This is a genomic window from Motiliproteus sp., assembly GCF_965230735.1.
Lineage (GTDB): Bacteria > Pseudomonadota > Gammaproteobacteria > Pseudomonadales > Balneatricaceae > Motiliproteus.
The window spans coordinates 1,794,775-1,816,539 of sequence record NZ_OZ246016.1; the positions used below are offsets into that span (position 1 = coordinate 1,794,775).

The 21,765-nt window shown below is 57.5% G+C and carries 19 protein-coding genes; 10 read left to right on the top strand and 9 right to left on the bottom strand.

Features of this window, described 5'->3' with window-relative positions:
- Positions 1-53: 53 nt before the first annotated feature.
- On the bottom strand, positions 54-830 hold the full coding sequence (locus tag ACO05M_RS08375) for a DUF2189 domain-containing protein (protein WP_421870146.1): 777 nt from the start codon (positions 828-830) through the stop codon (positions 54-56).
- Between the two features lie 180 nt (positions 831-1,010).
- Here ACO05M_RS08375 and ACO05M_RS08380 point away from each other — a divergent pair, with 180 nt between their 5' ends.
- Complete coding sequence (locus ACO05M_RS08380) at positions 1,011-2,453, top strand: cryptochrome/photolyase family protein (RefSeq protein ID WP_421870149.1); 1,443 nt, start codon at positions 1,011-1,013, stop codon at positions 2,451-2,453.
- A gap of 30 nt (positions 2,454-2,483) precedes the next feature.
- Here ACO05M_RS08380 and ACO05M_RS08385 read toward each other — a convergent pair whose 3' ends face one another.
- A complete protein-coding gene (locus ACO05M_RS08385) occupies positions 2,484-2,699 on the bottom strand; it encodes a TIGR02450 family Trp-rich protein (RefSeq protein ID WP_421870153.1) in 216 nt (71 codons plus the stop codon).
- Positions 2,696-3,604 carry a MerR family transcriptional regulator gene (locus tag ACO05M_RS08390; RefSeq protein ID WP_421870155.1) on the bottom strand — a complete coding sequence of 303 codons (909 nt, stop codon included), beginning with the start codon at positions 3,602-3,604 and terminating at the stop codon, positions 2,696-2,698. Before ACO05M_RS08390 ends, ACO05M_RS08385 begins: the two co-directional genes overlap by 4 nt.
- A gap of 151 nt (positions 3,605-3,755) precedes the next feature.
- Here ACO05M_RS08390 and ACO05M_RS08395 point away from each other — a divergent pair, with 151 nt between their 5' ends.
- From ACO05M_RS08395 to ACO05M_RS08405, 3 genes are all read left to right on the top strand, one after another.
- Entirely contained in the window at positions 3,756-4,754 is a 999-nt protein-coding gene (locus ACO05M_RS08395) for a YbgA family protein (protein ID WP_421870158.1), read from the top strand.
- 401 nt (positions 4,755-5,155) lie between these two features.
- Positions 5,156-5,788 carry a TetR/AcrR family transcriptional regulator gene (locus ACO05M_RS08400; RefSeq protein WP_421870161.1) on the top strand — a complete coding sequence of 211 codons (633 nt, stop codon included), beginning with the start codon at positions 5,156-5,158 and terminating at the stop codon, positions 5,786-5,788.
- A 196-nt stretch (positions 5,789-5,984) separates the two neighbouring features.
- Complete coding sequence (locus ACO05M_RS08405) at positions 5,985-6,398, top strand: hypothetical protein (protein WP_421870164.1); 414 nt, start codon at positions 5,985-5,987, stop codon at positions 6,396-6,398.
- 80 nt (positions 6,399-6,478) lie between these two features.
- Here the strand turns inward: ACO05M_RS08405 and ACO05M_RS08410 are convergent, their stop codons facing one another.
- Positions 6,479-7,108 carry a YecA family protein gene (locus ACO05M_RS08410; protein ID WP_421870167.1) on the bottom strand — a complete coding sequence of 210 codons (630 nt, stop codon included), beginning with the start codon at positions 7,106-7,108 and terminating at the stop codon, positions 6,479-6,481.
- A gap of 160 nt (positions 7,109-7,268) precedes the next feature.
- On the opposite strand from ACO05M_RS08410, the gene recQ reads away from it, so the two are divergent.
- The 6 genes from recQ (at position 7,269) to ACO05M_RS08440 (ending at position 14,949) form a co-directional block, all read left to right on the top strand.
- Positions 7,269-9,413 carry a DNA helicase RecQ gene (gene recQ / locus ACO05M_RS08415; protein ID WP_421870170.1) on the top strand — a complete coding sequence of 715 codons (2,145 nt, stop codon included), beginning with the start codon at positions 7,269-7,271 and terminating at the stop codon, positions 9,411-9,413.
- 19 nt (positions 9,414-9,432) lie between these two features.
- Positions 9,433-9,858 carry a YqaA family protein gene (locus tag ACO05M_RS08420; protein WP_421870174.1) on the top strand — a complete coding sequence of 142 codons (426 nt, stop codon included), beginning with the start codon at positions 9,433-9,435 and terminating at the stop codon, positions 9,856-9,858.
- Positions 9,859-10,051: 193 nt separating this feature from the next.
- The gene (gene ttcA, locus ACO05M_RS08425) at positions 10,052-11,035 is read left to right on the top strand and encodes a tRNA 2-thiocytidine(32) synthetase TtcA (protein ID WP_421870178.1); all 984 of its coding nucleotides are present in this window, start codon (positions 10,052-10,054) and stop codon (positions 11,033-11,035) included.
- Positions 11,036-11,069: 34 nt separating this feature from the next.
- Positions 11,070-11,765, top strand: coding sequence for a hypothetical protein (locus ACO05M_RS08430; RefSeq protein WP_421870181.1), 696 nt, complete (start codon positions 11,070-11,072; stop codon positions 11,763-11,765).
- Complete coding sequence (locus ACO05M_RS08435; protein ID WP_421870184.1) at positions 11,765-12,367, top strand: elongation factor P hydroxylase; 603 nt, start codon at positions 11,765-11,767, stop codon at positions 12,365-12,367. The genes ACO05M_RS08430 and ACO05M_RS08435 overlap by 1 nt, the downstream gene beginning before the upstream one ends.
- Before the next feature lie 281 nt (positions 12,368-12,648).
- Positions 12,649-14,949 carry a mechanosensitive ion channel family protein gene (locus ACO05M_RS08440; RefSeq protein ID WP_421870186.1) on the top strand — a complete coding sequence of 767 codons (2,301 nt, stop codon included), beginning with the start codon at positions 12,649-12,651 and terminating at the stop codon, positions 14,947-14,949.
- A gap of 75 nt (positions 14,950-15,024) precedes the next feature.
- On the opposite strand, the gene ACO05M_RS08445 is transcribed toward ACO05M_RS08440, so the two are convergent.
- The 5 genes from ACO05M_RS08445 to ACO05M_RS08465 all read right to left on the bottom strand — a co-directional run bounded on the left by ACO05M_RS08445 (position 15,025) and on the right by ACO05M_RS08465 (position 21,580).
- Complete coding sequence (locus tag ACO05M_RS08445; protein ID WP_421870188.1) at positions 15,025-16,770, bottom strand: isocitrate/isopropylmalate family dehydrogenase; 1,746 nt, start codon at positions 16,768-16,770, stop codon at positions 15,025-15,027.
- A 237-nt stretch (positions 16,771-17,007) separates the two neighbouring features.
- Complete coding sequence (locus ACO05M_RS08450) at positions 17,008-18,888, bottom strand: methyl-accepting chemotaxis protein (protein ID WP_421870192.1); 1,881 nt, start codon at positions 18,886-18,888, stop codon at positions 17,008-17,010.
- A gap of 161 nt (positions 18,889-19,049) precedes the next feature.
- Positions 19,050-19,916: a substrate-binding periplasmic protein gene (locus ACO05M_RS08455; protein WP_421870195.1), complete on the bottom strand. Its 867-nt coding sequence runs from the start codon at positions 19,914-19,916 to the stop codon at positions 19,050-19,052.
- A 72-nt stretch (positions 19,917-19,988) separates the two neighbouring features.
- Entirely contained in the window at positions 19,989-20,264 is a 276-nt protein-coding gene (locus ACO05M_RS08460; protein ID WP_421870199.1) for a hypothetical protein, read from the bottom strand.
- Positions 20,265-20,365: 101 nt separating this feature from the next.
- Entirely contained in the window at positions 20,366-21,580 is a 1,215-nt protein-coding gene (locus ACO05M_RS08465) for a pyridoxal phosphate-dependent aminotransferase (RefSeq protein WP_421870697.1), read from the bottom strand.
- Positions 21,581-21,765: the final 185 nt, after the last annotated feature.

Sequence of the window (21,765 nt, forward strand, 5' to 3'; positions counted from 1 at the left end):
GGGACTCCTGATTGGGTTTACTCCGGGCAGTGGTGATTTACAGTTTTAATCGGTTACTCGTAGTGACGTTGGGTACGTGTCTTGATCACGGCGATATAGGCGTGCCAACTGGCGAAGCTCAGCAACGGCATGATCAGGATGAAGCCCAGTGCCGAGGTAGCGAACCCCAGGGTGATCAGGGCCAGAATCGTGAGCGCCCAAACCTGCATGGCGGGTAGGTTGATGCGAACGGCGTGGAACGAAGAGACAATCGCGGTCATCAGGTCGACTTTGCGTTCCAGACAGATCTGAGGGGTAAAGGCGGACAGGGTAAAAACCGCCACCATCAACACCAACCCGACCAGGCTGCCGAATGCCAGGAAGGGGGCCATATCAAGCAAACTGGGCTGCCCCAGGGTGGGATAGAGCGCATGAAGCAGGGTGGCCAACCGCATCCAGGCGATCATCACCAGTGTCAGCACGATGGCAAAACCCCACTCGCCCACCGGGTTGCGAAACATTGAGCGCAAACTATGCAGCAGGGTGGGGCGTTGGCCCTTCTCCAGTTGCCAGGCGACATCGTACAGACCCACGGCGAACACCGGTCCGGCCAAAGCGAAGGCGACGATGGCCGGCAGAATGACCAGGTGTGAACCGGAGTTGATCGTCATGTACAGGATACTTGCCGGGATCAGACTGAATACCAGTCCGTAGATCAGACTGACCAGCGGAGCGGCTTTCAGGTCATTCCAAGCGAGTTTGAGCCAGTGGAAAGCGGCGAGCGTATCGACCTGATGGCAGGGGATGCAGCGGGCAAAAGCGTCATGTTGAGTTTCTGAGTGAGCAGACATCTTTATTCCTCCTTGGTGGTCGTTTACTTAGCGATACGTTTTACGTTTAACAATAGATCATTTTTTCTTGCATAAATTTTAATTTATCTATCTTTGTCCAAGACAATATCTATTTGTTTGGCTATTCTGGTCGCTGTGCTATTAGGGTTTTGGTTTCCGGAACGGGTTAGGAATTTCTAAGTGGTCAAAGAAAACATGGATCAGGAGGCGGTGCTGGTCTGGTTCCGGCAGGATCTGCGTCTCAATGACAATCCGGCGCTCTACCAGGCGGCGAAACAGGGACGGATCTTTCCGATCTATATCTTGCCGTCGGCGCAGCAGGACGATTGGCTTCCCGGCGCCGCCAGTCGCTGGTGGCTTCACCGCTCGCTGGATTCCCTCAGTAAGCGGTTGGGAGGGAACTTACGACTGTTTCAGGGTGAGGCCTTGGAACTGATCCCCCAACTGTTACGACAGACAGGTATCAAGCAGATTTTCTGGAACCGGGATTATCAACCGGCACCGATGCAGCGTGACCAGCGGTTGCAGCAACTGCTGGAGCAGCGGGGCGTTCAGGTACAGACCTTCAATGCTTCGCTGTTATGGGAGCCGGCGCAGGTGGTGAAAGCCGATGGCAGCCCCTACCGGGTTTATACGCCCTTTTTTCGCCACGGCTGTCTGAAACAGCCTGAACCGCGCTATCCGCTTCCCGCACCGCCCTCAATCCAGTTCCTGCACTCAGTGCCGACGGGGCTGTCATTGCCGCAACTCGGATTGTTGCCCCGCCAGCGGTGGTACCGGGAGTTCGAAAAACATTGGCAGCCGGGAGAAGCCGGTGCCGGCGATCGGTTGGCTCATTTTGTCGAGCGGCATCTGGCCGGTTACCAGCAGGGCCGTGACTATCCGGCTTTGAATACGACTTCGCGATTATCGCCGCACCTGCATTTTGGGGAGCTGTCACCGAATCAGGCCTGGTATGTGGTCAGCCATGCTCAATTGCCGACAGCCTCTGAATCGGACCGGGATCGATTTTTAGCCGAGCTGGGATGGCGCGAGTTCAGTCACTACCTGCTGTATCACTGGCCCGAGTTGCCGCAGCAAAACTTCCAGCCCACGTTTGATCGGTTCGACTGGTCCGATGATCCACCGTTACTTCGGGCCTGGCAGCAGGGGTGCACCGGCATACCGATGGTGGATGCGGGCATGCGCGAGCTATGGCAGACCGGGTATATGCACAACCGGGTACGCATGATCGTCGGCTCGTTTCTGGTCAAGAACCTGCGTCAGCATTGGCGGCGGGGACAAGCGTGGTTCTGGGATACGCTGGTGGATGCGGATCTGGCCAACAACAGCGCCAGTTGGCAGTGGGTGGCGGGATCCGGGGCCGATGCGGCGCCTTATTTCCGGATTTTCAATCCGGTGACCCAGGGGCAGAAGTTTGATCCGGACGGACATTATGTGCGGCGGTTTTGCCCGGAGTTGGCGCTGCTACCCGACAACTACCTGCATCGGCCTTGGGAGGCCCCGGCGATCGTGCTGGAGCAGGCCGGGGTAACACTGGGGGCCGACTATCCCCGCCCGATTGTCGATTTAAAAGCCAGCCGAGCTGAGGCGCTGGCCGCCTTTGCGGCGATTAAACGCTGACAGCTTGGACGATCGCGACAGGGTTGAGGGTTAACGCCAACCCGGTTGCCACTGTAGGTCGTCTTTGAGTTCGGTCCAGAACATGCGCTGTTTGCGGCCGCTGGTCACTGCCTGTAACTCGATCTGGATCAGGTTTTGTAACGCTGATGGGTAAACCCGGGTCACCTGAAAGTGCTTTTCGCCATCGCTGGGGTTTACCGCGGTCCATTTCGACAGGGCTAATTTGCTGGGATTGATGACATTCATCTCAGCTGCCTGATCAGAGGGTTGAGTGTTTTCTTGAGGTGTTCCATCCGTTTTACGACCTTAATACGGCCGGGAAGTGCCCGTAGTTTGGTGATGCCCTGGCCGCCAGCCAGAATCTCGATGGAGGACGGGATACTGCGTTCCAACTCCTGCAACAGACTGAGGGTTTGTGGGCGCTTTTGGATGGCACTGAACGAGAGAGCGATCGCGTGGGGTTGGAGTAGTTCACAGGCATCCCGAAGCTGGTCGATCGGGGTTTCCAACCCGATGTTGATGGTCTCGACGCCCTGAAGCCGCATTAACAATTCGACCATCATGATACCCATGCCGTGGGGCTCACCGGGTAGGGTGGTCAACAGAATCCGCAGCCCTGTCGCAGGGGCCTCAACCTGGCTCAAGGCAAGATTGATCGAGGTGGTCAGCTGCTGGGTGATGTAGTGCTCGAGATAGATCGGGATCTGACCGTCGGCCCAGGCTGAACCGGTCAACTTCAGCAGCGGTTCGGCGGTCTGGTGAATGAAGCCTTTGGGGCCCTGTTGGTTAACACGCAGCGCCAGCTGTTGACGAAATTCCGTGGTTTGGCCGGCTTTTAACAGAGACACCAATGCGTCGATCTGCGGGTCGATCTCTTCGGGTGAGGCTTGCCCGGCTTCCTGGGCCAGGGCTTGCAGTTCCCGGGTGGTTAACGGTACGACCGCGCCGGGTCGTTTGCCCTGATTGATCAGGCGACAGATCAGCCGAAGACGTTGGAGTTGTTCGGCTGAATAGCAGCGTTCACCCGTCTCGGTACGACCGGGGTTGGGAAAGCCGTAGCGACGCTCCCAAACTCTGAGGGTGTCCTTGCCCAGGCCGGTATCCCGGGCAACGTCATCAATGGTTATCAATCCGGTAGAGCGATCGTTCATCGGCTCAGATCCAATGGGTGATTAATATGACTCCATAGTAAAAATACTATTTGTCTTGGACAAAAACAAATTTATAGGTTATTTTTTGATCTATTCATGCTGTTGATGTCAGCGGTAACCAGCGCTCAATCTGACTCCGGAGGGCTAACTGATGAAACTTATTGCCACCTCAACAACCGATGAGACCAGTATTTCGACCCAGGCCGGCGCCATTTCCGTTGGGATCAGTAGTTGTCTGCTGGGGAATGAAGTTCGCTACAACGGTGGACACAGTCATTCCAAGCTCTGCACCCGCTTGCTGGCGGAGCATTTTAACTTTCGCAGTTTTTGTCCGGAAGTCGCCACTGGATTGGGCGTTCCTAGACCCACATTGCGACTGGTGGGGGACCCCAACGCCCCCCGCTTGGTGTTTTCCAATGATCAACAACAGGAGGTCACCGAGCGCTTCCAGCAGGCGGTGACGCCGGTGATGGATTCGCTGGCGCAGCTCGACGGTTATATCTTGATGAAGAATTCGCCCAGTTGCGGACTCGAAAGGGTCAAGGTCTACCAAGCCAATGGTCATCCTCACCCGCAACGAAGCATGGGATTGTTCACCCAAACCTTGAAGGCGCGCTACCCGGACCTGCCAGTCGAAGAGGAGGGGCGACTCAATGATGATCGACTGCGGGAGAATTTCATTTTGCGGGTTTATGCCCACCACCATTTCCGCGTGCTGGTCGATGGCAATCTGAGCCTGGGTCGATTGATGGCATTCCACCGCGACTACAAGTATGTGTTGATGGCACACTCTCAAACCGAGTATCGGAGTCTGGGGCGGTTACTGGCCGAAGCGGAGCCGGGCCAGATTGCGACGTTGCGGGACCAGTATCATCAGCGTTTTATGCAGGCAATTGCGAAACCGGCCAGCCGTCGGAACCACTGCAATGTTCTGCTGCATATCTTTGGCTATCTGAAGCGTTCTGTGCAGCAACAGGCGCGCCGGCAGATACTGACACTGATCGAACGTTACCGTGACGGCGAGGTGAATCTGGCCACGCCGCTGGCGATGCTGGAGCACTACGTTAATCTGCACGGTAGCGACTATATCCGTGGTCAGCGTTATCTAAAGCCTTACCCTGCCCAGTTGGGTCTGGCCAATCGGCTTTAACGCAACTTTTTCTCCAGCTTTGAGCGGTGCTGTCGCCTGGCCAGCTTGTCCAGGCGCGGCTCCTCGGCCGTTGGGGTATTATTCAAACTCGTTCTAAAGCTCGCCGACGTCTATTTACTCCGCCTGTGTCTATAAGGTATAAACACACATTTTGTAAGGATACTGGGCGGAGACGTCATCGCAACTGCAAGGTTGGTGCTTATCACAGGCTGGATCGGAGAATCGTAAAACCGCTCCCGCCGCGGCTTCTATAGCCTGGGGTTCAGGCTATAATTCGTTTAGGCTTCTCTAATATGTTTGCCGCAGGTTGATTGATGGGTGGGTGAGGCCTGCCCGTTTTTTAAGTACCAATTTTTTGATGGATGAGGGCGGTTGGCCTGGCAACATGAGGCATTAGGACGATGAATCAACAGTTGGAAACGGCGGAATTGCCGGTTAAGCGAAAGCGTGGACGGCCGCGGGGCAGTAATGCAGATCGAACGATTCTGCAGGGGGCTGCCAAGGCGTTTGCGGATCTGGGATACCATGATTGTCGGGTGGCCGATATTCTGGCTGCTTCCAATACCTCGCGTACCCACTTCTATCGGTTCTTCAAGAGCAAGGAAGAGGTGCTCAAGCGTCTGCTGGAGAGCGAAGTGGAACTCACTTCCGAAGCACTACGCAATGCCGTCAGTGGCCAATCGTTCTCCGACGCCGATGAGCTTTTTGTCACCGTGATCGATGCCCATCTGAAACTGACACTGGACCAGGGTTCCCGGCTGCCGGCGCTGTTGGTTGAAGTTGATCGCCTGCCCGAGTTGCGGGAGTTCTCCCGGGGGTATCGCTATTTTATCCTCGAACTGTTTGAGCAGCCGTTGGTATCGATGGGCTATCTCAAGCCCAACCGGATGCTGTGCAAGGCGGCCTTGATGGCGGCTTACTCGATCCAGATCAGCCTGGAACGCGCGGATATGAGTCTTGAGCAAAAGTGGCAAACCGGTCGGCGGATGATGCTCAAAGCGCTGCAGCTGATTCCCGAGAAAGCCCCCCGATGAGGAGAGCCGGTAAAACCCTGGGCTAGGGTTTGAAGTCCAGGGTCGCAGCTCGGAGTTTGCAGCCTGGTTGTCGTAAAGCCATTCGGCTTCTGACCCATATCAATTCGACTTCCGTGCTGCTGGTATACCCTGCCGCTACATAACCTGACGTGGCGACACGGTCAGGTTGCTCATAGTGTCCCAGGAGTGAAATTTCATGTCTGAAGGCTCGGTCTGGCGCTGGATGGCGCTGCCTCTGGTGGTTGCTGCGGTCGGCGCTCTGGTAATGGCGCTGGGTACCGGTAGCTATCTGTTGTTTCTCGATATTGCCTGTCCCGATCAGACGCGTTTTGAGGGTAGCTGCTACAGCGGTGATCTGTTGGCGGTGGAAAAGGTGATATTTCTACTGGTCGCCGGTCTGACGGGTTTGGCGGGGGTGCTCAGTGCATACTATGCGGCGCCTTCGAAGCGTTTTCTGGCGGCGCAGTGGATCGCCTTTGTGTTGGCTCTGGTGGCCGCGCTGGCTGTGTTGGCGTTGGACTGGGGGATGTGGCCGCTGTTAAGCGCTTTTGGAGCCGGTATGGTTGTGGGGCTGGTTGTCGCCAAGATCAAACAGCGTAATGTCGGATAGCCTCTGAATCTGATATCGGGCTCCGGTTGGATGACCGGAGCCGCAGGAATGACCGGCGTAGCTTGATCCGATCCGGATCGTTAACGTTTGCGGCCGGACTTGGCTTTTCCAGCCTTGCCTTTCGGCCCCTTGGGCTGACCTTGGTCCGGTACCCGAAACAGCAGATAAAGATCGGTCAGTAGATCGGGAATCTCCTGACAGAGCCCTTGAATCAGTTTCGGATTGGCGCGCATCTGCTGCAGCTCAGCATCGTCGTCGAACAGTTTGGACGCGATCATGATCGGCAGCAGCAGCTCGGCGACCTGCTCCTCGTTGCTGCCGAACCAATCTTCTTCGCGCATAAACACTCCTTCCATAAAGCCCTGGCTCCACGGGGTCAGCAGCGAGTCTTCATCCAGTTCCAGATCGCAGGGCAGTTCCGGCGGTTCTTCGTGGTCCAGTTCGGTACGAATACCATCCAGTTCTCTTAGCAGCAGGGATTCGATGCGTAGTTGTTGAGCGTCGTCGGCATAACGGGGTTGGCCGTCGAAGATCGCTTCCAGCCACTCGGCTTTGTCGATAACTGTCGGACAGATCGCCACCGCGCTCAATAGGCCGTGAAGGCTGGGATAGTCCAGCGCCTCTTCAGAAACCAAATCGGAAAACAGAAAAGCCTCCAGCTCATCAATTTCGGCTTCGTCGAGGGGGCTGGCGTTGGCTAGTTCGGTCATGGCGTCTCTCTGGTGGCCTGGATAGTTAAACTGGCGCCATTGTACTCGCTGGGGGCCACAGAAGGTACTGTCCTGTGTCGAAAGGAAAAATGATCATTCCGCCGGGACAACAGCACGAAAAGGTTTGCAGCGAGGGACCGATCCCGGATAATCAGCCGCCATGCTAAATCTTGCTCTCGAGCGCCTGCGCGCCACCTTCGGCTACGACCAGTTTCGTCCCCCCCAGGATCAGGTGATCGATAACCTGCTGCAGGGCGGCGATGCGTTGGTGTTGATGCCCACCGGTGGCGGGAAATCCCTCTGTTACCAACTGCCGGCGCTGATCCGCGAAGGCACCGCGTTGGTGGTTTCGCCGTTGATCGCGTTGATGCAGGATCAGGTCCAGGCGCTGTCGCAACTGGGGATTCGTGCCGCCTACCTGAATTCGACCCTGGATCCGGAAGCGGCTCGCGGGGTGGAGGATTCGCTGCTCAATGGAGAGCTGGAGCTGCTCTACATCGCCCCGGAGCGACTGCTACAGTCCCGCACCCTGGGGATGCTGTCGAGCGTCAAATTGTCGCTGTTTGCGATCGACGAGGCCCACTGTGTTTCCCAGTGGGGCCATGATTTCCGCCCTGAATACCTGAAACTGTCGGTACTGCACGAGCAGTTTCCGCAGGTGCCCCGTATTGCGTTGACGGCAACCGCCGATCAGCGCACCCGCGAGGAGATTATCCGTCGGTTGGCGTTGGAGCAGGCAGCGGTGTTCGTGCAGGGCTTTGATCGCCCCAATATCCGCTACCGTATTGCCCAGAAGCAGAGCGCCCGACAGCAGCTGAAGAAATTTCTGCAGACCGAACACCCCGACGATGCCGGTATCGTCTACTGTCTGTCGCGCAAGAAAGTTGAGGAAACGGCGGCTTTTCTGTGCGCCGAGGGTTGGCAGGCGCTGCCGTACCATGCCGGTCTGCCGGCCGAGACCCGGGCCCGGCATCAGCACCGTTTTCTGACCGAAGAGGGGGTGATCGTAGTGGCCACCATCGCCTTCGGCATGGGAATCGACAAGCCCAATGTTCGCTTTGTCGCCCACCTGGATCTGCCCAAGAGTATCGAGGCTTACTACCAGGAGACCGGGCGTGCGGGTCGTGACGGCGAGCCGGCCGATGCCTGGATGGTGTATGGACTGCAGGATGTGATCTTCCTGCGTCAGATGCTGGAAAGTTCCGATGCCGAGGAACTGCAGAAACAGGTCGAGCGGCAGCGACTGGAAGCGATGCTGGGGCTGTGTGAGGTGACCAGCTGTCGCCGTCAGGCGCTGCTGAGTTATTTCGGCGAGCAGGATCATCAACCCTGCGGCAATTGCGATACCTGCCTGGAACCGGTCGAGACCTGGGACGGCACCGAGGCGGCGCGCAAGGCGCTATCGACGGTGTACCGCAGTGGCCAACGCTTTGGGGTCAGCCATGTGATCGATATTCTGATCGGCAAGCAGACCGAGAAGATCAGCCAGTATCGCCACCAGCAACTGTCCACCTTCGGTATCGGTGCCGAGCTGAACGTGCAGGAGTGGCGCTCGCTGTTCCGCCAGTTGGTGGCCCATGGGCTGCTGGATGTCGATCACGATAACTACGGCGCGCTGCGATTGTCCGAGCGCTGCCGTCCGGTGCTTCGTGGCGAACAGGCGTTACAGCTGCGCAAGGATAAACGGGCTGCCCGCGCCGGTGAATCCCGCAAATTACGGGTTGCCAGTCATCAGCGTTTGAATCCGCAGCAACAACAGCTCTGGGATGCGTTGCGTGAGCTGCGTAAACGGCTGGCCGACGAGCAGGATGTGCCGCCGTTCTATATCTTCCACGACGCTACCCTGATGGAGATGGTCGAGCAGCAGCCGACCACGTTGGCGCAGTTCGCCCATATCAGTGGGGTGGGCCGTACCAAGCTGGAACGCTACGGCGATGATTTTCTCGAACTGTTGCAGGATTTCAGCGCCGACAATGTTGCCGAGGCTGCCGCACAACAACGCGCCGAACTGCAGTCCCTGTTGCGGGCCGGGATGACGCCGCAGCAGGCGGCGGCGAGGCTGGGGGCCGGGATTTCCGAGGTGATGGGACAGATCGCGGCGCTGGTCGAGCGCGACGGTGTGCCGCTGGAACAGCTGCTGGAGCTGACCGATACCGAACAGCAACAGATCGAAACCGCGCTGCTGCATTTCCATGATGCCGGTGTTCGGGATCTGAAGCAGGTGGCCGAAAGCCTGGATCATCGCTTCGAGCCGGCGCTGCTGCACTGCGTTCGGCTCGAGCTGCGACGCCAGCAGCGACTGTAGCGGCGGCGCTTGGGATTAGATGATGGATTGGTTGCCGCTCTGGGGACTGTTCAGCTCCGGCTTTATTGCCTCGACACTGTTACCCGGCGGTTCAGAAATTCTGCTGCTTTATCTATTGGAACAGGCTCAGTATCCGGTCTGGCTGCTGGTGCTGACCGCCGGTGCCGGTAACAGCCTCGGCGGCCTGGTGACCTGGGGCATGGGCTACTGGCTCGGTCGTCGCTTCCCGTCCCGACCGTTGAAACCGCGCCAGCAACAAGCCTTGAGTTGGTTGCAGCGTCATGGGGCCCCGGTGTTACTGCTGTCCTGGCTACCGCTGATCGGTGACCCCTTGTGTCTGATCAGTGGCTGGCTGCGACAGTCGTTGTGGCTCTGCGCGCTGATGATCGTGACCGGCAAACTGGGGCGCTATCTGCTGCTGTCCTGGGCCTATCTGGGCCTTTGAGTTTCACTGAGATCGGTTTGATTTAAACCGATTTGCCTCCGATCAATTTTGCCCCTGATCAGGCCGCGGAGTTGGCTGTTTTTTGATCGCTTTGTCTGGTTGCAATGTCCCTTTTGGCGTACAATCGCGCGCCTGTTTTAGCCTTAGGCACGGCCCTGTTGATGGGTCGTTTGCCCCATTCGGATTCGTACTGATGTCGACCCAGACCTTTGACCCTCAAGCCCCCGATGCTGTTGAAATTGCCGTTCAAACGATCGAGATGGTTGAGCCAACCGATGCCGCGTTAGCGCAGATATCTGCTGAGGCGGACGGTTCGGAAATAGATAGCCCGGAAGCGGTGACCAAGAAGCAGAAAACCCGGTTGAACAAACTGCAGAAGCGGTTGCGCCGTGAGGTCGGGCGGGCGATCGATGACTTTTCGATGATCGAAGAGGGCGACAAGGTGATGGCCTGTTTGTCGGGTGGCAAAGATTCCTACGCCATGCTCGATATTCTGTTGAATTTGAAGAAGAGTGCGCCGATCAATTTCGAAGTGGTGGCGGTCAACCTGGACCAGAAACAACCCGGCTTCCCGGAGCATGTACTGCCCGAGTATCTGAGCGGCCAGGATATCCCGTTCCATATCATCGAGCGCGATACCTACTCGGTGGTCAAAGAGGTGGTGCCGGAGGGTAAGACCACCTGCGGTCTCTGCTCACGGATGCGACGCGGCACCCTGTACCGTTTTGCCCAGCAACACGGCTTTACCAAGATCGCCCTGGGACATCACCGTGACGATATTCTGGAGACCCTGTTCCTGAACATGTTCTACGGCGGCAAGCTCAAAACCATGCCGCCGAAACTGCGCAGCGATGACGGCAAGAATATCGTGATCCGACCGATGGCTTACTGTCGCGAGAAAGATATCGTCAGTTATGCCGAACTGCGCGAGTTCCCGATCATTCCGTGTAACCTGTGCGGTTCGCAGGAGAACCTGCAGCGTCAGGCGATCAAGGCGATGTTGCAGGACTGGGACAAGCGTTTCCCCGGCCGGATCGAGGTGATGTTCCGCAGTCTCAAGAATGTGGTGCCGTCCCACCTGGTGGATAATCAGCTGTTCGACTTTGACAACTTCACCCTGGCGGGTGCCGCAACCGACGAAACCCAGCCGGAGCTGCTGGATATCCTGTCGCTCTGATAGACTCTGGCGAACCTACGATGATGGAAACCGAATGATGGCTAGATTTTCGCCGCTGTTACTGACGATCACATTGCTGGGCCTGGCCGGGTGCCAGGCCAATGCGGTACAGCCCAGCGCTGAACAGGCCCCGGCTGTGGCTCCTCAGCCGGCAGCCGCCGCGGAATTGGCCCAGCGCGTCAATGATGCCAACGCCGAACGGTTCGAATCGGTCGAACAACGCATCATGTTGATGCAGGAGAAACTGATCGAACTGAACCAGCGGATCGAGCGGATCAGTGTTCAGAACGGCCAACAGCTGGCCGGGCTGCAGCGGTTGCAGCAGCTGCAGACCCAGCAGGTGCAGCGCCAGATGGAGCAGAACGCCGGTCCTTCGACGCTGGACCAGTTGACCGAACTGGTGTTCCGGCTCGAACAGATGTCGGCCGAGACTTCACAGCCGTCGGTGGTTAACTCTTCAGTCACGGATCGGGCGCCCTACCAGTTGGTATCGGTTTACAGCAGTAAGGGCTGGATTCTGTTAAAGCTGGATCGTAGCAGCGGAACGACCTGGAAGGCTGACGGGGGCGATTGGTTCGAGATTCAAGAGGTCGGGGTGTTGCCCGAGTCTGAATACCAAGTGGTGATGCAACCCAACCCCAACGACATCAAAGGCTTTGTCGCGGCGCGGATCGATCGCAACAACGGTATCTCCTGGTGGCTTAAAGACAACCAGTGGGAGCCGTTCTGATGTGCCAGCAGACGGTTGCCGTATCTCAGGAACCCCTCTCCGTCTCGCAAGATCCTGCCACGCAAGCGCATGATTGCGATGAATTGATTGCGTTGTTCAATGGGTTGTTTGTCGACAGTCATAACACCGAGTTGGTACGCGGCGACGATGAGCCGATCTACCTGCCGGCCGATGCCGAGCATCCCCACCACCGGATTGTCTTTGCCCACGGTTACTTTGCCAGTGCGCTGCACGAGATCAGCCACTGGCTGATTGCCGGGCCGCAGCGGCGTCTATTGGAGGACTTCGGCTACTGGTATCGCCCCGACGGCCGCACCGCCGACGAGCAGGCCGAGTTCGAAAAGGTTGAGGTCAAACCCCAGGCGTTGGAGTGGATCATTGCCAGGGCCTGTGGTTTTTATTTCCGTATCAGCTGCGACAACCTTAACGGCGAGGCCACCGATACCCGCGCCTTTAAGGACAATGTTTACGCCCAGGTGCTGCGATATCTGGAGCAGGGGCTTAGCGATCGGGCACAACGATTGGTAGACGGGCTCTGTCAGCATTACCACCAGCCGACATTAAGTGCATCGCTGTTCGACCGGCGGGACCTGGACTGGTAACCGCAACCTGACCCTCGGCATGCAGCGCTCGGTCCCTGCCCGTGGTGACCCGGGCTATCGTTGTTGTCCTTTTCCTACCTCTGCACCTAGCCCCAGATGCCCTCCCCAGGCTTAGGTGCTTGGGTTGCTGCCCCTTCAGGCCACTGATTTATCCAGCTTTCTCGAACCTGTTGGGTTGAAGTCCCGAACAGAGTCCGATTGATTCCGGGATGGGCTGCCCCTACAATTTTTTCAACTTATCTAAGACCCGACGCTGATCCCACCTGTACAGAGGATGTTACATGCCCGTTCCTGAGCGTTTTACCCACCGACTTCGTGCGCTGACCGGCTGGCTACTGATGAGCGTGGTGCTGCTGTTCTCCCATCACAGCGTCGCTGAAGGAGAGGATATCTCCCACCTGACCGATGCCGAGGTTCGGCAAACGTTGATGGAGATGATGGCCACCGCCGATGACGGCGCAGGTTCGGAAAATCAGCCTGACGCCGGTGGGCAATCGAGCATGATGGAGCAGGTTCAGCAGACCTCCAGCCGCTTTGAGCAGAGCCTGGCGCAGTTGAAAACCAGCCTCGCCGGCTGGGATCAGCAGCAGCAACGGATCTGGCAGAGTCTCAGCGCTGAGCAGGGCTGGCTGGGGATCGGGGAACTGTTGCTCTGGGTCGGCGCCATGTTGTTGGCAGGGGTGGTCGCGGAGAAGCTGTTTGGCTGGCGCCTACAGCGGTTGGCGGACAATATCTCGCACCAGAACTCCGATAACTGGGTAACCACGCTCAGCTACCTGAGTTTGCGGATGGTTTTCAACGCGATCGGCATTGGCGTCTTCGGCCTGGGAGCTCTGGTACTGGCCTTGCTGGTCACCGAGGCGCAATCGTCCTGGCGCTCGGCGCTGTTGGCGATATTGAGCATGATGGTGACGGTCCGGCTGGTGATGGTGCTGGCGCAGGCGGTGCTGGCGCCTCACGCCAAGGGGATCAGGCCGCTGGCTCTACACTGCCGGCAGGCAGCCAGGATCTACTGGTGGGTATTTGCCTTCAGCCTCTACTACGGCGCGCTGGTTAACGGCATCGGGTTGGCCGTGGCGCTGGGAATGGAGCCGATCATGGTGCAGCTGTTGCTGCCGACAGCGGGTTTGGTGTTGAACCTGATGGTGAATGCCTTCGTGTGGAATCAACGGGCCACGATCACCCAGATGTTCAGCAACCCGGATGCCCGTGATACCAACCTCAAACAGGTGGTGGTCCAGTCATGGCCGATTCTGGCCAGTATCTGGTTGCTGAGTCTATGGATGCTGTGGGGTTATTCGATCTTTGTCGGTGACAGGGCGGCGGCCGAGCAACTGTCGATCAGTTGGTGGATCACGCTGCTGTTCCCGCTGGTCGATCGACTCTTTGCCGCCTTGTTAGCCAATCTGGTGACGGTTCGCTTGCTGCAGAGCCCTCGTTTCGAACTGCGTTCGAAGCGCTTTTGCAGCATCCTGCAGAACGGCCTGCGTTTGATCCTGCTGGCGTTGGCGGTGTTTTTCCTGGCCGAGGGCTGGGGCTACAAGACCATGGCGATGATGGAGGCTGGTTGGGTACGCCAGCTGTTGCAGGCACTGGTGGATATGCTGGTGATTACCCTGGTGGCCTTTATTGCCTGGGAGCTGATCCAGTCCGCCATCGAGCGTCGTTTGCCAGAACAGGCAGAGCAGCAGAGCGAGACCCCTGAGGGCGAGGGCGGCGGTGGCGGAGCGACCCGTACCGAAACCCTGTTACCGCTGATGCGCTCCTTTATCCTCGCGATCCTGGTGGTGACGGTGGTGCTGTCGATCCTCAGCTCGCTGGGGGTGGAGATCGGCCCTCTCTTGGCCGGTGCCGGTGTGGTCGGTATCGCGGTCGGCTTCGGGGCCCAGAAGTTGGTGGCGGATGTGATCTCCGGGGTGTTCTTCCTGCTCGATGACGCGTTTCGACGGGGCGAGTACATCGAGGCGGCGAGCATGCGCGGCACGGTGGAGAATATTTCCATCCGCTCGATGCGGTTACGTCATCACCTGGGGGCGGTGCAGACGATTCCCTACAGCGAGATCGCCACGGTCAAAAACCTGTCCCGTGACTGGGTGACGATGAAACTGGAGTTTCGCCTGCCCTACGATACCGACGTTGAGAAGGTGCGCAAGATCATCAAGAAGATCGGCTTGGCGATGATGGATGATGAGGAGATGGGGCCTAATATCATTCTTCCGTTGAAATCCCAGGGTGTGATGCGGGTAGAGGAGTCGGCGCTGATTTTCCGGATGAAATTTACCTCCAAGCCGGGCGAGCAGTGGATCATCCGACGTGAAGCCTATCGCCGGGTGAAGGAAGGGCTGGAAGCCCATGGCATTCACTTCGCCCACCGTGCGGTGCATGTGCTGATGCCTCAGCCTGAAAATCCGGAAGGGGATGAAAAGTCTGCCACGACTGAGGGTGCGGCTGCGAGTGGGTCCCATCAGACCGCGGCGGTCGATCCCAAGTTGGCGGCGGCGGCCACCACCTCGGCTATTGCGGGGGATTTGAACCGGATGAACCGAATCGATTCGCCCGAAGGGGAGGATGATTCGCGCTGATCGGCGCCAGATACCTCACCGCGCCGCTCGGTCAGTGAGGTATCGCAGAGGGGCGGTTACAGTCTGCCGATTGCTCTATAGGCCGGAAGGCAGGTTGGCTTCGATCGCATCCAGGAACCCGTACAGGTCGACAATCTTCTCGTTGTCGGGCTCCAGGGTCTTGCCCTTCAGGTCGCCGGTGATGGTGCCCTGCGCGACCGTCTCGATCAGCGCTTCTTTCAACCCCAGGGCGTAATCGATCAGCGGCTGGTTCTGCTCACGCTCGCCCAGGGTCTCCAGGGCGTTGGCGACGGCATAGAGCAGTGCTGAGGAGTTGAAGTTGGCCTCCTTGCCGTCGGTCTCCTGATAGCGCAGGTAGAGGTCGTGGGCGGTGCCGTGGGGCGCTTCGTAGAGCAGGGTGCCGTCCTTGCTGAGGATGATCGAACTGGCGGTGGCCAGGCTGCCGCCCAGTGCGGCGGAGATATCGGAGAAGATATCCCCGTCCAGGTTCAGTGCCGGATAGATGGCGCTGCGGGCCGGATCGGCGATCATCTTTTTCAGCTGGGCTGACGGGCGCATGATCATGAAAGAGGGTGGTGCGGTGTTGTCGGCCGCCAGCTCAGTGCGAACCTCGTTAATCACGTCGCTGAAGACGTCATCGTATTCCATGTATTCACGCTTGAGGCCGAAGTAGACCTCCTTGCTGTTGCGCGAGGCGTCCTCGAATACCTGCCGGACCCAGTCTTTGATGGCGCGGCGGTCGTTGCTCATCAACAGGATCGGATCACCGGCCTTGACCTCACGGGCGTGCTTTTCGACACCGTCGATCACCACCTTAACGATCCCGTCTTCGGGGACCGGCATATTGAAGCTGCCGTACTGGTCGCCACCGCCGGCGCTCATCCGTGAGATGGAGGTGTTGGAATCGCGGCTGGGAATGCCGTACTTCTTCAATTCCCGCACCAGTTTGAACAGCTTCCGACCGGTGGTGTTGTCCGGCACGCCCCAAAGCGCTCGCTCCGGCGGATTGGCGATGATCCGGGCCGCCTGGGCATCGATCAGTTCGTAGTGGTAATTCAGGCCGGCCTGTTCGAACTGGGCCTTGTACTGCTCAAAATAGATAGTTTCGATCGCTTCACGCATTACCCCATCGTAGCCAGGGATCACGGTGTCCTTGAGTCCCAGGTAAGCGTCGCGCTGTTCATCAAGGGCACGTTGGAAAAATCGGTGAGCCCAGTGTCGAACGTCTTCCAGGTCGTTGGTCGAGAGCAACCAGGGGTCGCCCTTTTTGATCTTGCGGCGGTGCAGTTCCACCGGATCGCCGCTGGAGCCGACGAACATCAGCTTGACGACACCGGTGGCTTTGGATAGCGCGTTGGCGCTGTGTTTGTTGCCGCCGTGCTCCATGGTATCGACATCGATATCCCGACCGATCCAGTTCGGCGGATTCTGTTGCAGGTTGCGGAACTGGATATCTTCGCGGGTAATGTTGCCGCCGATCCCTTTGCGAATCGCGCCGTTGGGCGACTTGGTGGCCAGCTTGTCGAGCTGGTTTTCGTCGATATCCGGGTGTTTGGCCAGCAGCTCGTCCAATTGGCTGCGGTTCACGGTCATGCCGGCATTCTTGATCCCGACCCCGTGGGTCTTCAGCGCTTTGATCGCATCGCGCACCGCCTCGCCGTTGGTGATCAGGCGGTTTTCGGCGGTCAGGTCTATCTCCACCAACTCAATCTCCAGATGGCGGTGGATGAACTGTTCGAGAATCTGCTCAAAGGCCACCTGCGCCATCTCATCGCCGTGCAGGATAACCAGCGGTTTTGCTACGTTGATTTTTGTTTTCATCGACCTGAATTCCTTGTGATTATCGAAACGAATACTAGGGGGATATCGGTCGAACCGCTATGCAACCAAAGCCGCTAAATGACCGGTTATTGGTAGTTAGTTTGTTGATAGATATAAGTTTTTGATAAAGATCACTGAGGGGGAGTCGCGCGGAATTATCGATCATCCAAACGAAAACACCCCGGCAGCAGGGCCGGGGTGTAGGGTTGAGCGAGATGCCCAAGATCTGTCGGGAAATTAGACCTTGAACTGGTTCAGGGTCCGGTCCTGACTGCGGGTCAGTTCTACCATGGTTCCGCAAAGCGTCGACTGCTGTTGCGCGCTATGGGACACGTTCTGGCAGATATCGCGGATGTTGGTGGTGTTGCGATTGATCTCTTCGCTGGTCGCACTCTGCTCTTCGGCCGCCGTCGCGATATGAATTGTCATATCGTTGATCTGACGAATACCTTCGCGGATTTCCGACAGGGCCAGGTTGGCCTCCGCCGCAACCTCGTTGGTATCGCTGGCCATCTGGCGGGACTCGTTGATGGTATGTTCGGCTTTGCGAACACCATTTTGCAGTTGCTCAATCATCTTCTGAATCTCTTCAGTCGACTCCTGGGTACGAGACGCCAATGCCCGAACTTCGTCGGCAACCACCGCGAAACCACGACCTTGTTCTCCGGCCCGGGCTGCTTCAATGGCGGCGTTCAGTGCCAGCAGGTTGGTCTGCTCGGCGATCCCGGTGATGACCGTCAGGATCGATTCGATATTGTTGCTGTAGTTGGCCAGCTCGCTGATGGTGCTGACCGCCTCGTCCATATCGCTGCTGAGCTTTTGGATCGACTCGGTGGTACGGGAGACCACGCTGACCCCCTGTTCGGCGGCGCCATCGGCGGCCTTGGCCGAATCAGCGGCGAGCTGGGCATTGCTGGCAACATCCTGGGCGGTCGAGGCCATCTCGTTCATCGCCGTGGCCAGCTGATCCAGCTCCTGCAGCTGCTGCTCCAACAGACCGGCGGCGCTATTGGACGACTCGGAGGTCTGCTCCGTGTTGTTGCGAATCTCCTGCGAAACTTCCTTGGTTTCGGAGATCAGTTTCTGCAGATGTTCGATAAACTGGTTGAAGTCACCGGAAAGCAGGCCGAACTCGTCCTTGCTGCTGACATCCAAGCGTCGGGTCAGATCGCCCTCACCCTTGTTGATCTCCTGCAGTGACAGACGCAAACCGGTCAGCGGCTTCAGCAGGTGACCCATGGTGAAGTAGAGCACCAGAATACAGGCCAAGACGCTGATCACGGTACCGATGATGGCGCGGGTGCCGAAGGCGTTGGCGGCCGCCATTACCTTGTTCTTCTCCAGCACAACACCGATCAGCCACTGGCTGCCGTGCAGGTTGTCCAGTGCTTTGTAGGCGGTCAGTACCTTGCTGCCGTTGCTCTCCAGTTCCTGCAGCTCGCCGCTGAGTTGCGGCTGCTTGCCGCTGAACAGTTCGCTGATCTGTTTGCCGTTCAGCTCCTCGTTCGGGTGGCTGATGATGCCGCCGTTGGCATTCAACAGGAAGGCGTAACCGGTGCCGTTGAAATTGAGCGTGTTGACCGCATCGGACACGGTCTTCAGGCTCAGGTCGCCGCCGAAGGCCCCCATAAACTTGCCGTTATCGGTAAAGTTGGCCACCGCAGAGATCAGGATCTCACCGCTGGCGGCATCCGGGTAGGGGTCGGTCAATACGGCCTGCTTATTGGAGCGGGCATAGGGATACCAGGGGCGCTTTCGCGCGTCCCAATTGGTTGGATTCCAGCTCGGGTCATTGGTAATCCGGGCTCCGTCGGTATCGAGTCCGCCGAAAATCAGGATGAATTCGTCCTTCAGCATCGGGGTATCGAACACCCGCTGGATGCTGTCGCCGCTAAACTCGGCGTCGATGCTCTCGGCCATCATGTCGATCAGCGACAGCTTGCCGTTGAGCCAGTTGGTGATCTGGTGTGACAGCACAACAGAAGACTCTGCCACGCTATTTTCGGTTTTCTCATAGAGGGCTTGCTGCACCGAGTGGTACTGCAGCCAAGAAAATAGAGTAAAGGCTAGCGCTACGATGGTGGAGGCCACCAGCGCAACTTTCTGGGTTACTTGCATGTATCTCTCCCGATCCGTATTTCCGACACGGACTCACTACTAACTTTTGTGTCCTTGCTATTGAGGTTGGGAGGTCTGGTCCTGACCTGCCTTATAAGTATTTTTTTGGGCCGTTCCCTCCGATGAGGGTGCGCTAGTATACCTACTTAAGTCGTAGAATCTCAGCGGCTGTAAGTATGGTAGCTAACCAGGGGAAAAAGCGAGTTAAACAAGCGACTTTCTTGATGGGAGTCAGGGTGTGTGTAGGCTTTGACGATTCTTTCCATGGTGCCGTCAGACCAAACTTGGGCCAGGGACTCGTCCAGGATCGCCAGCAGGTTTTGTTTTTCCACCACCGTTGAGGCCTTGGAGAACATGAAATAGGCCGGGCGAGGTTTGCTCAGAGGTTGCTGCACCATGCTGATCGCCTCGTTGAGACCTATCTGGTTGGCGGTATAGCGGACCACCTGCTTACTGTCGATGTACAGGTCGATCCGTCCCTTAAGCAGCATCATCAGGCCACTTTCGGTACTGTAGCTCGGACTGACTTTGAAGGCGCCGGCCTTGCTGGCTGCGTCAAACTCCGCTCCCAGGCTGTAACCGGCCGGTATCCCGATGCGATAACCGTTAAGGCTCTCAATACCGGTAAATTTGAAATGTTGGCCTCGGGGGGTGAACAAATTGAAGCTGCTAAGGTGAATCGGCAGGGAGGAGAAGTAAGCGAACTGCTGCCGCTCTTCAGTTTTGTAAGCCGACAGCAGCATATCGGCCCGGCCGGTCTTGATCAGGTTCAGGGCCCGTTTCCAGGGCTGGCATTCCAAGGTGTAGCTGCGCTGCGCCCGTTCAAACAGGACCCGGATGATATCGATGTCGATCCCTTTGGGAGTTCCCTCTTCACACCAGATAAAGGGCTTGAAGTCCTGTAGCGTCAGAATACGAACCGGGTCGGGAGTCGTTTGACCGGCCATCAGGCTGGCGGGTAGCAGGGCGGTGATCAATAGGAAGAGTTGAACCCGTGATCGACGGGTAAACAGCGTGCCAAGAATCATCGGGGACCTGTCAGGCAGATAAAAAAAGAGCCGATCTTTAAGATCGACTCTCAGAGTCTAGCAGGTTTTCGTTTAGAACAAGCTAATGTTAAACACGCCGCTATCAAAGTAACAATCGTAGGCTTTGCGGTAATCCGGTTTATGATCGCCGATACACTCGTCGATCTTCTCGCGCTCATCTTCGTCGCGGTATACCCGTTTGCGCACGTACTTCATCCAGTCTTGATAGTTGCGCTTCTCTTTGATGCAGAAGGTTTGCATGCCTTTGTTACCGGGCCATTCCTTCTTGCACAGGGCAGCAATGTTGTTGGGGGTTTCGGCGTAGCTGTTGACTGATAACAGCGCCATGAGCAGAACCGCGATGCGTACCATCAGGAAACTCCGCTTTCCATAAGTTAGGGCCATCCTAGTAACTAAAGCGGCGCTCGGCAAGGGGCGCCGCCCTGAGCTTATTGTTGGTAACTGGACAGGAAGGTGCCGATTCGTCCGATGGCGTCGCGCAGGTCATCCTCACGGGGCAGGAACACAATTCGGAAATGCTGCGTGTCCGGCAGATTGAAGCCGGAGCCCTGTACGATCAGGATCTTTTGCTGAATCAGCAGATCCAGCGCCAGCTTCTCATCGTTGTGGATCGGATACATCTTGGGATCCAGTTTCGGGAACAGGTACATGGCGCCCTTGGGCTTGACGCAGCTGACCCCGGGAATCTGGGTCAGCATCTCGTAGGCCGCGTCGCGTTGATCCCGCAGTCGACCGCCGGGCACGATCAACTCCTGGATACTCTGATAGCCTCCCAAGGCGGTCTGGATCGCATTCTGGGCCGGGACATTGGCGCAGAGTCGCATGTTGGACAGCATGTCGAGCCCTTCGACATAGTCTCGAGCGCGGTGTTTGGGACCGCTGATGATCATCCAGCCGGAGCGGAAGCCCGCTGATCGATACGTCTTGGACAGGCCGTTGAAGGTCAGCGTCAGCACATCATCGCTCAGTGAAGCCATCGGGGTGTGAACAGCATCATCGAACAGGATCTTGTCGTAGATCTCGTCGGCGAACAGGATCAGATTATGCTGGCGCGCCAGCTCGATGATCTGCTCCAACAATTCGGGCGGGTAGACCGCGCCGGTGGGGTTGTTGGGGTTGATCACCACGATACCGCGGGTCCGATCGGTGATCTTGCTGCGGATATCATCGATATCCGGATACCAGTCGGCCTGCTCGTCGCATTGGTAATGAACCGGGTTGCCGCCGGCCAGGCTGACGGCCGCAGTCCAGAGCGGGTAGTCCGGCGCCGGGATCAGCATCTCGTCATTGTCATTGATCAGCGCCTGCATCGCCATCACGATCAGCTCGCTGACGCCGTTGCCCAGATAGATGTCGTCGATGGTGACACCGGGGATCTTCAAACGCTGGGTTTCATGCATCACCGCCTTGCGGGCTGCGAACAAGCCTTTGGAATCACAGTAACCCTGGGCCGAGGGCAGGTTATGGATCACGTCCTGGATGATCTCTTCGGGAGAATCAAATCCGAACGGTGCCGGGTTGCCGATATTCAACTTGATGATCCGCTGACCTTCCTCTTCGAGACGCTTGGCCTCTTCCAGAACCGGTCCACGAATGTCATAGCAGACGTTGATCAGCTTGTTTGATTTCCTGACGACGGACATCTCTTCCCCTTTATCCCGTGCAACCGGCTGAGTGTGGTGTAAACACTCAATCATACGTGTCGCTCAGGAGGCGTGGAAGTGGGCAAAGGTACAAAGGTACAAAGTACGGGCTTTGGCGGCCTTTTATCGGGTTGGATTATCGGGCTGGATTGGATCGACGCAAATCATCCAGCAGTAGCTACACT

What these genes read in the sequence shown, in the direction of transcription:
- ACO05M_RS08375 (WP_421870146.1), bottom strand. Translation starts at nt 830, where the DNA reads ATGTCTGCTCACTCAGAAACTCAACATGACGCTTTTGCCCGCTGCATC.
- ACO05M_RS08385 (WP_421870153.1), bottom strand. Translation starts at nt 2,699, where the DNA reads ATGAATGTCATCAATCCCAGCAAATTAGCCCTGTCGAAATGGACCGCG.
- ACO05M_RS08390 (WP_421870155.1), bottom strand. Translation starts at nt 3,604, where the DNA reads ATGAACGATCGCTCTACCGGATTGATAACCATTGATGACGTTGCCCGG.
- ACO05M_RS08395 (WP_421870158.1), top strand. Translation starts at nt 3,756, where the DNA reads ATGAAACTTATTGCCACCTCAACAACCGATGAGACCAGTATTTCGACC.
- ACO05M_RS08400 (WP_421870161.1), top strand. Translation starts at nt 5,156, where the DNA reads ATGAATCAACAGTTGGAAACGGCGGAATTGCCGGTTAAGCGAAAGCGT.
- ACO05M_RS08405 (WP_421870164.1), top strand. Translation starts at nt 5,985, where the DNA reads ATGTCTGAAGGCTCGGTCTGGCGCTGGATGGCGCTGCCTCTGGTGGTT.
- ACO05M_RS08410 (WP_421870167.1), bottom strand. Translation starts at nt 7,108, where the DNA reads ATGACCGAACTAGCCAACGCCAGCCCCCTCGACGAAGCCGAAATTGAT.
- recQ (WP_421870170.1), top strand. Translation starts at nt 7,269, where the DNA reads ATGCTAAATCTTGCTCTCGAGCGCCTGCGCGCCACCTTCGGCTACGAC.
- ACO05M_RS08420 (WP_421870174.1), top strand. Translation starts at nt 9,433, where the DNA reads ATGATGGATTGGTTGCCGCTCTGGGGACTGTTCAGCTCCGGCTTTATT.
- ttcA (WP_421870178.1), top strand. Translation starts at nt 10,052, where the DNA reads ATGTCGACCCAGACCTTTGACCCTCAAGCCCCCGATGCTGTTGAAATT.
- ACO05M_RS08430 (WP_421870181.1), top strand. Translation starts at nt 11,070, where the DNA reads ATGATGGCTAGATTTTCGCCGCTGTTACTGACGATCACATTGCTGGGC.
- ACO05M_RS08435 (WP_421870184.1), top strand. Translation starts at nt 11,765, where the DNA reads ATGTGCCAGCAGACGGTTGCCGTATCTCAGGAACCCCTCTCCGTCTCG.
- ACO05M_RS08440 (WP_421870186.1), top strand. Translation starts at nt 12,649, where the DNA reads ATGCCCGTTCCTGAGCGTTTTACCCACCGACTTCGTGCGCTGACCGGC.
- ACO05M_RS08445 (WP_421870188.1), bottom strand. Translation starts at nt 16,770, where the DNA reads ATGAAAACAAAAATCAACGTAGCAAAACCGCTGGTTATCCTGCACGGC.
- ACO05M_RS08450 (WP_421870192.1), bottom strand. Translation starts at nt 18,888, where the DNA reads ATGCAAGTAACCCAGAAAGTTGCGCTGGTGGCCTCCACCATCGTAGCG.
- ACO05M_RS08455 (WP_421870195.1), bottom strand. Translation starts at nt 19,916, where the DNA reads ATGATTCTTGGCACGCTGTTTACCCGTCGATCACGGGTTCAACTCTTC.
- ACO05M_RS08460 (WP_421870199.1), bottom strand. Translation starts at nt 20,264, where the DNA reads ATGGCGCTGTTATCAGTCAACAGCTACGCCGAAACCCCCAACAACATT.
- ACO05M_RS08465 (WP_421870697.1), bottom strand. Translation starts at nt 21,580, where the DNA reads ATGTCCGTCGTCAGGAAATCAAACAAGCTGATCAACGTCTGCTATGAC.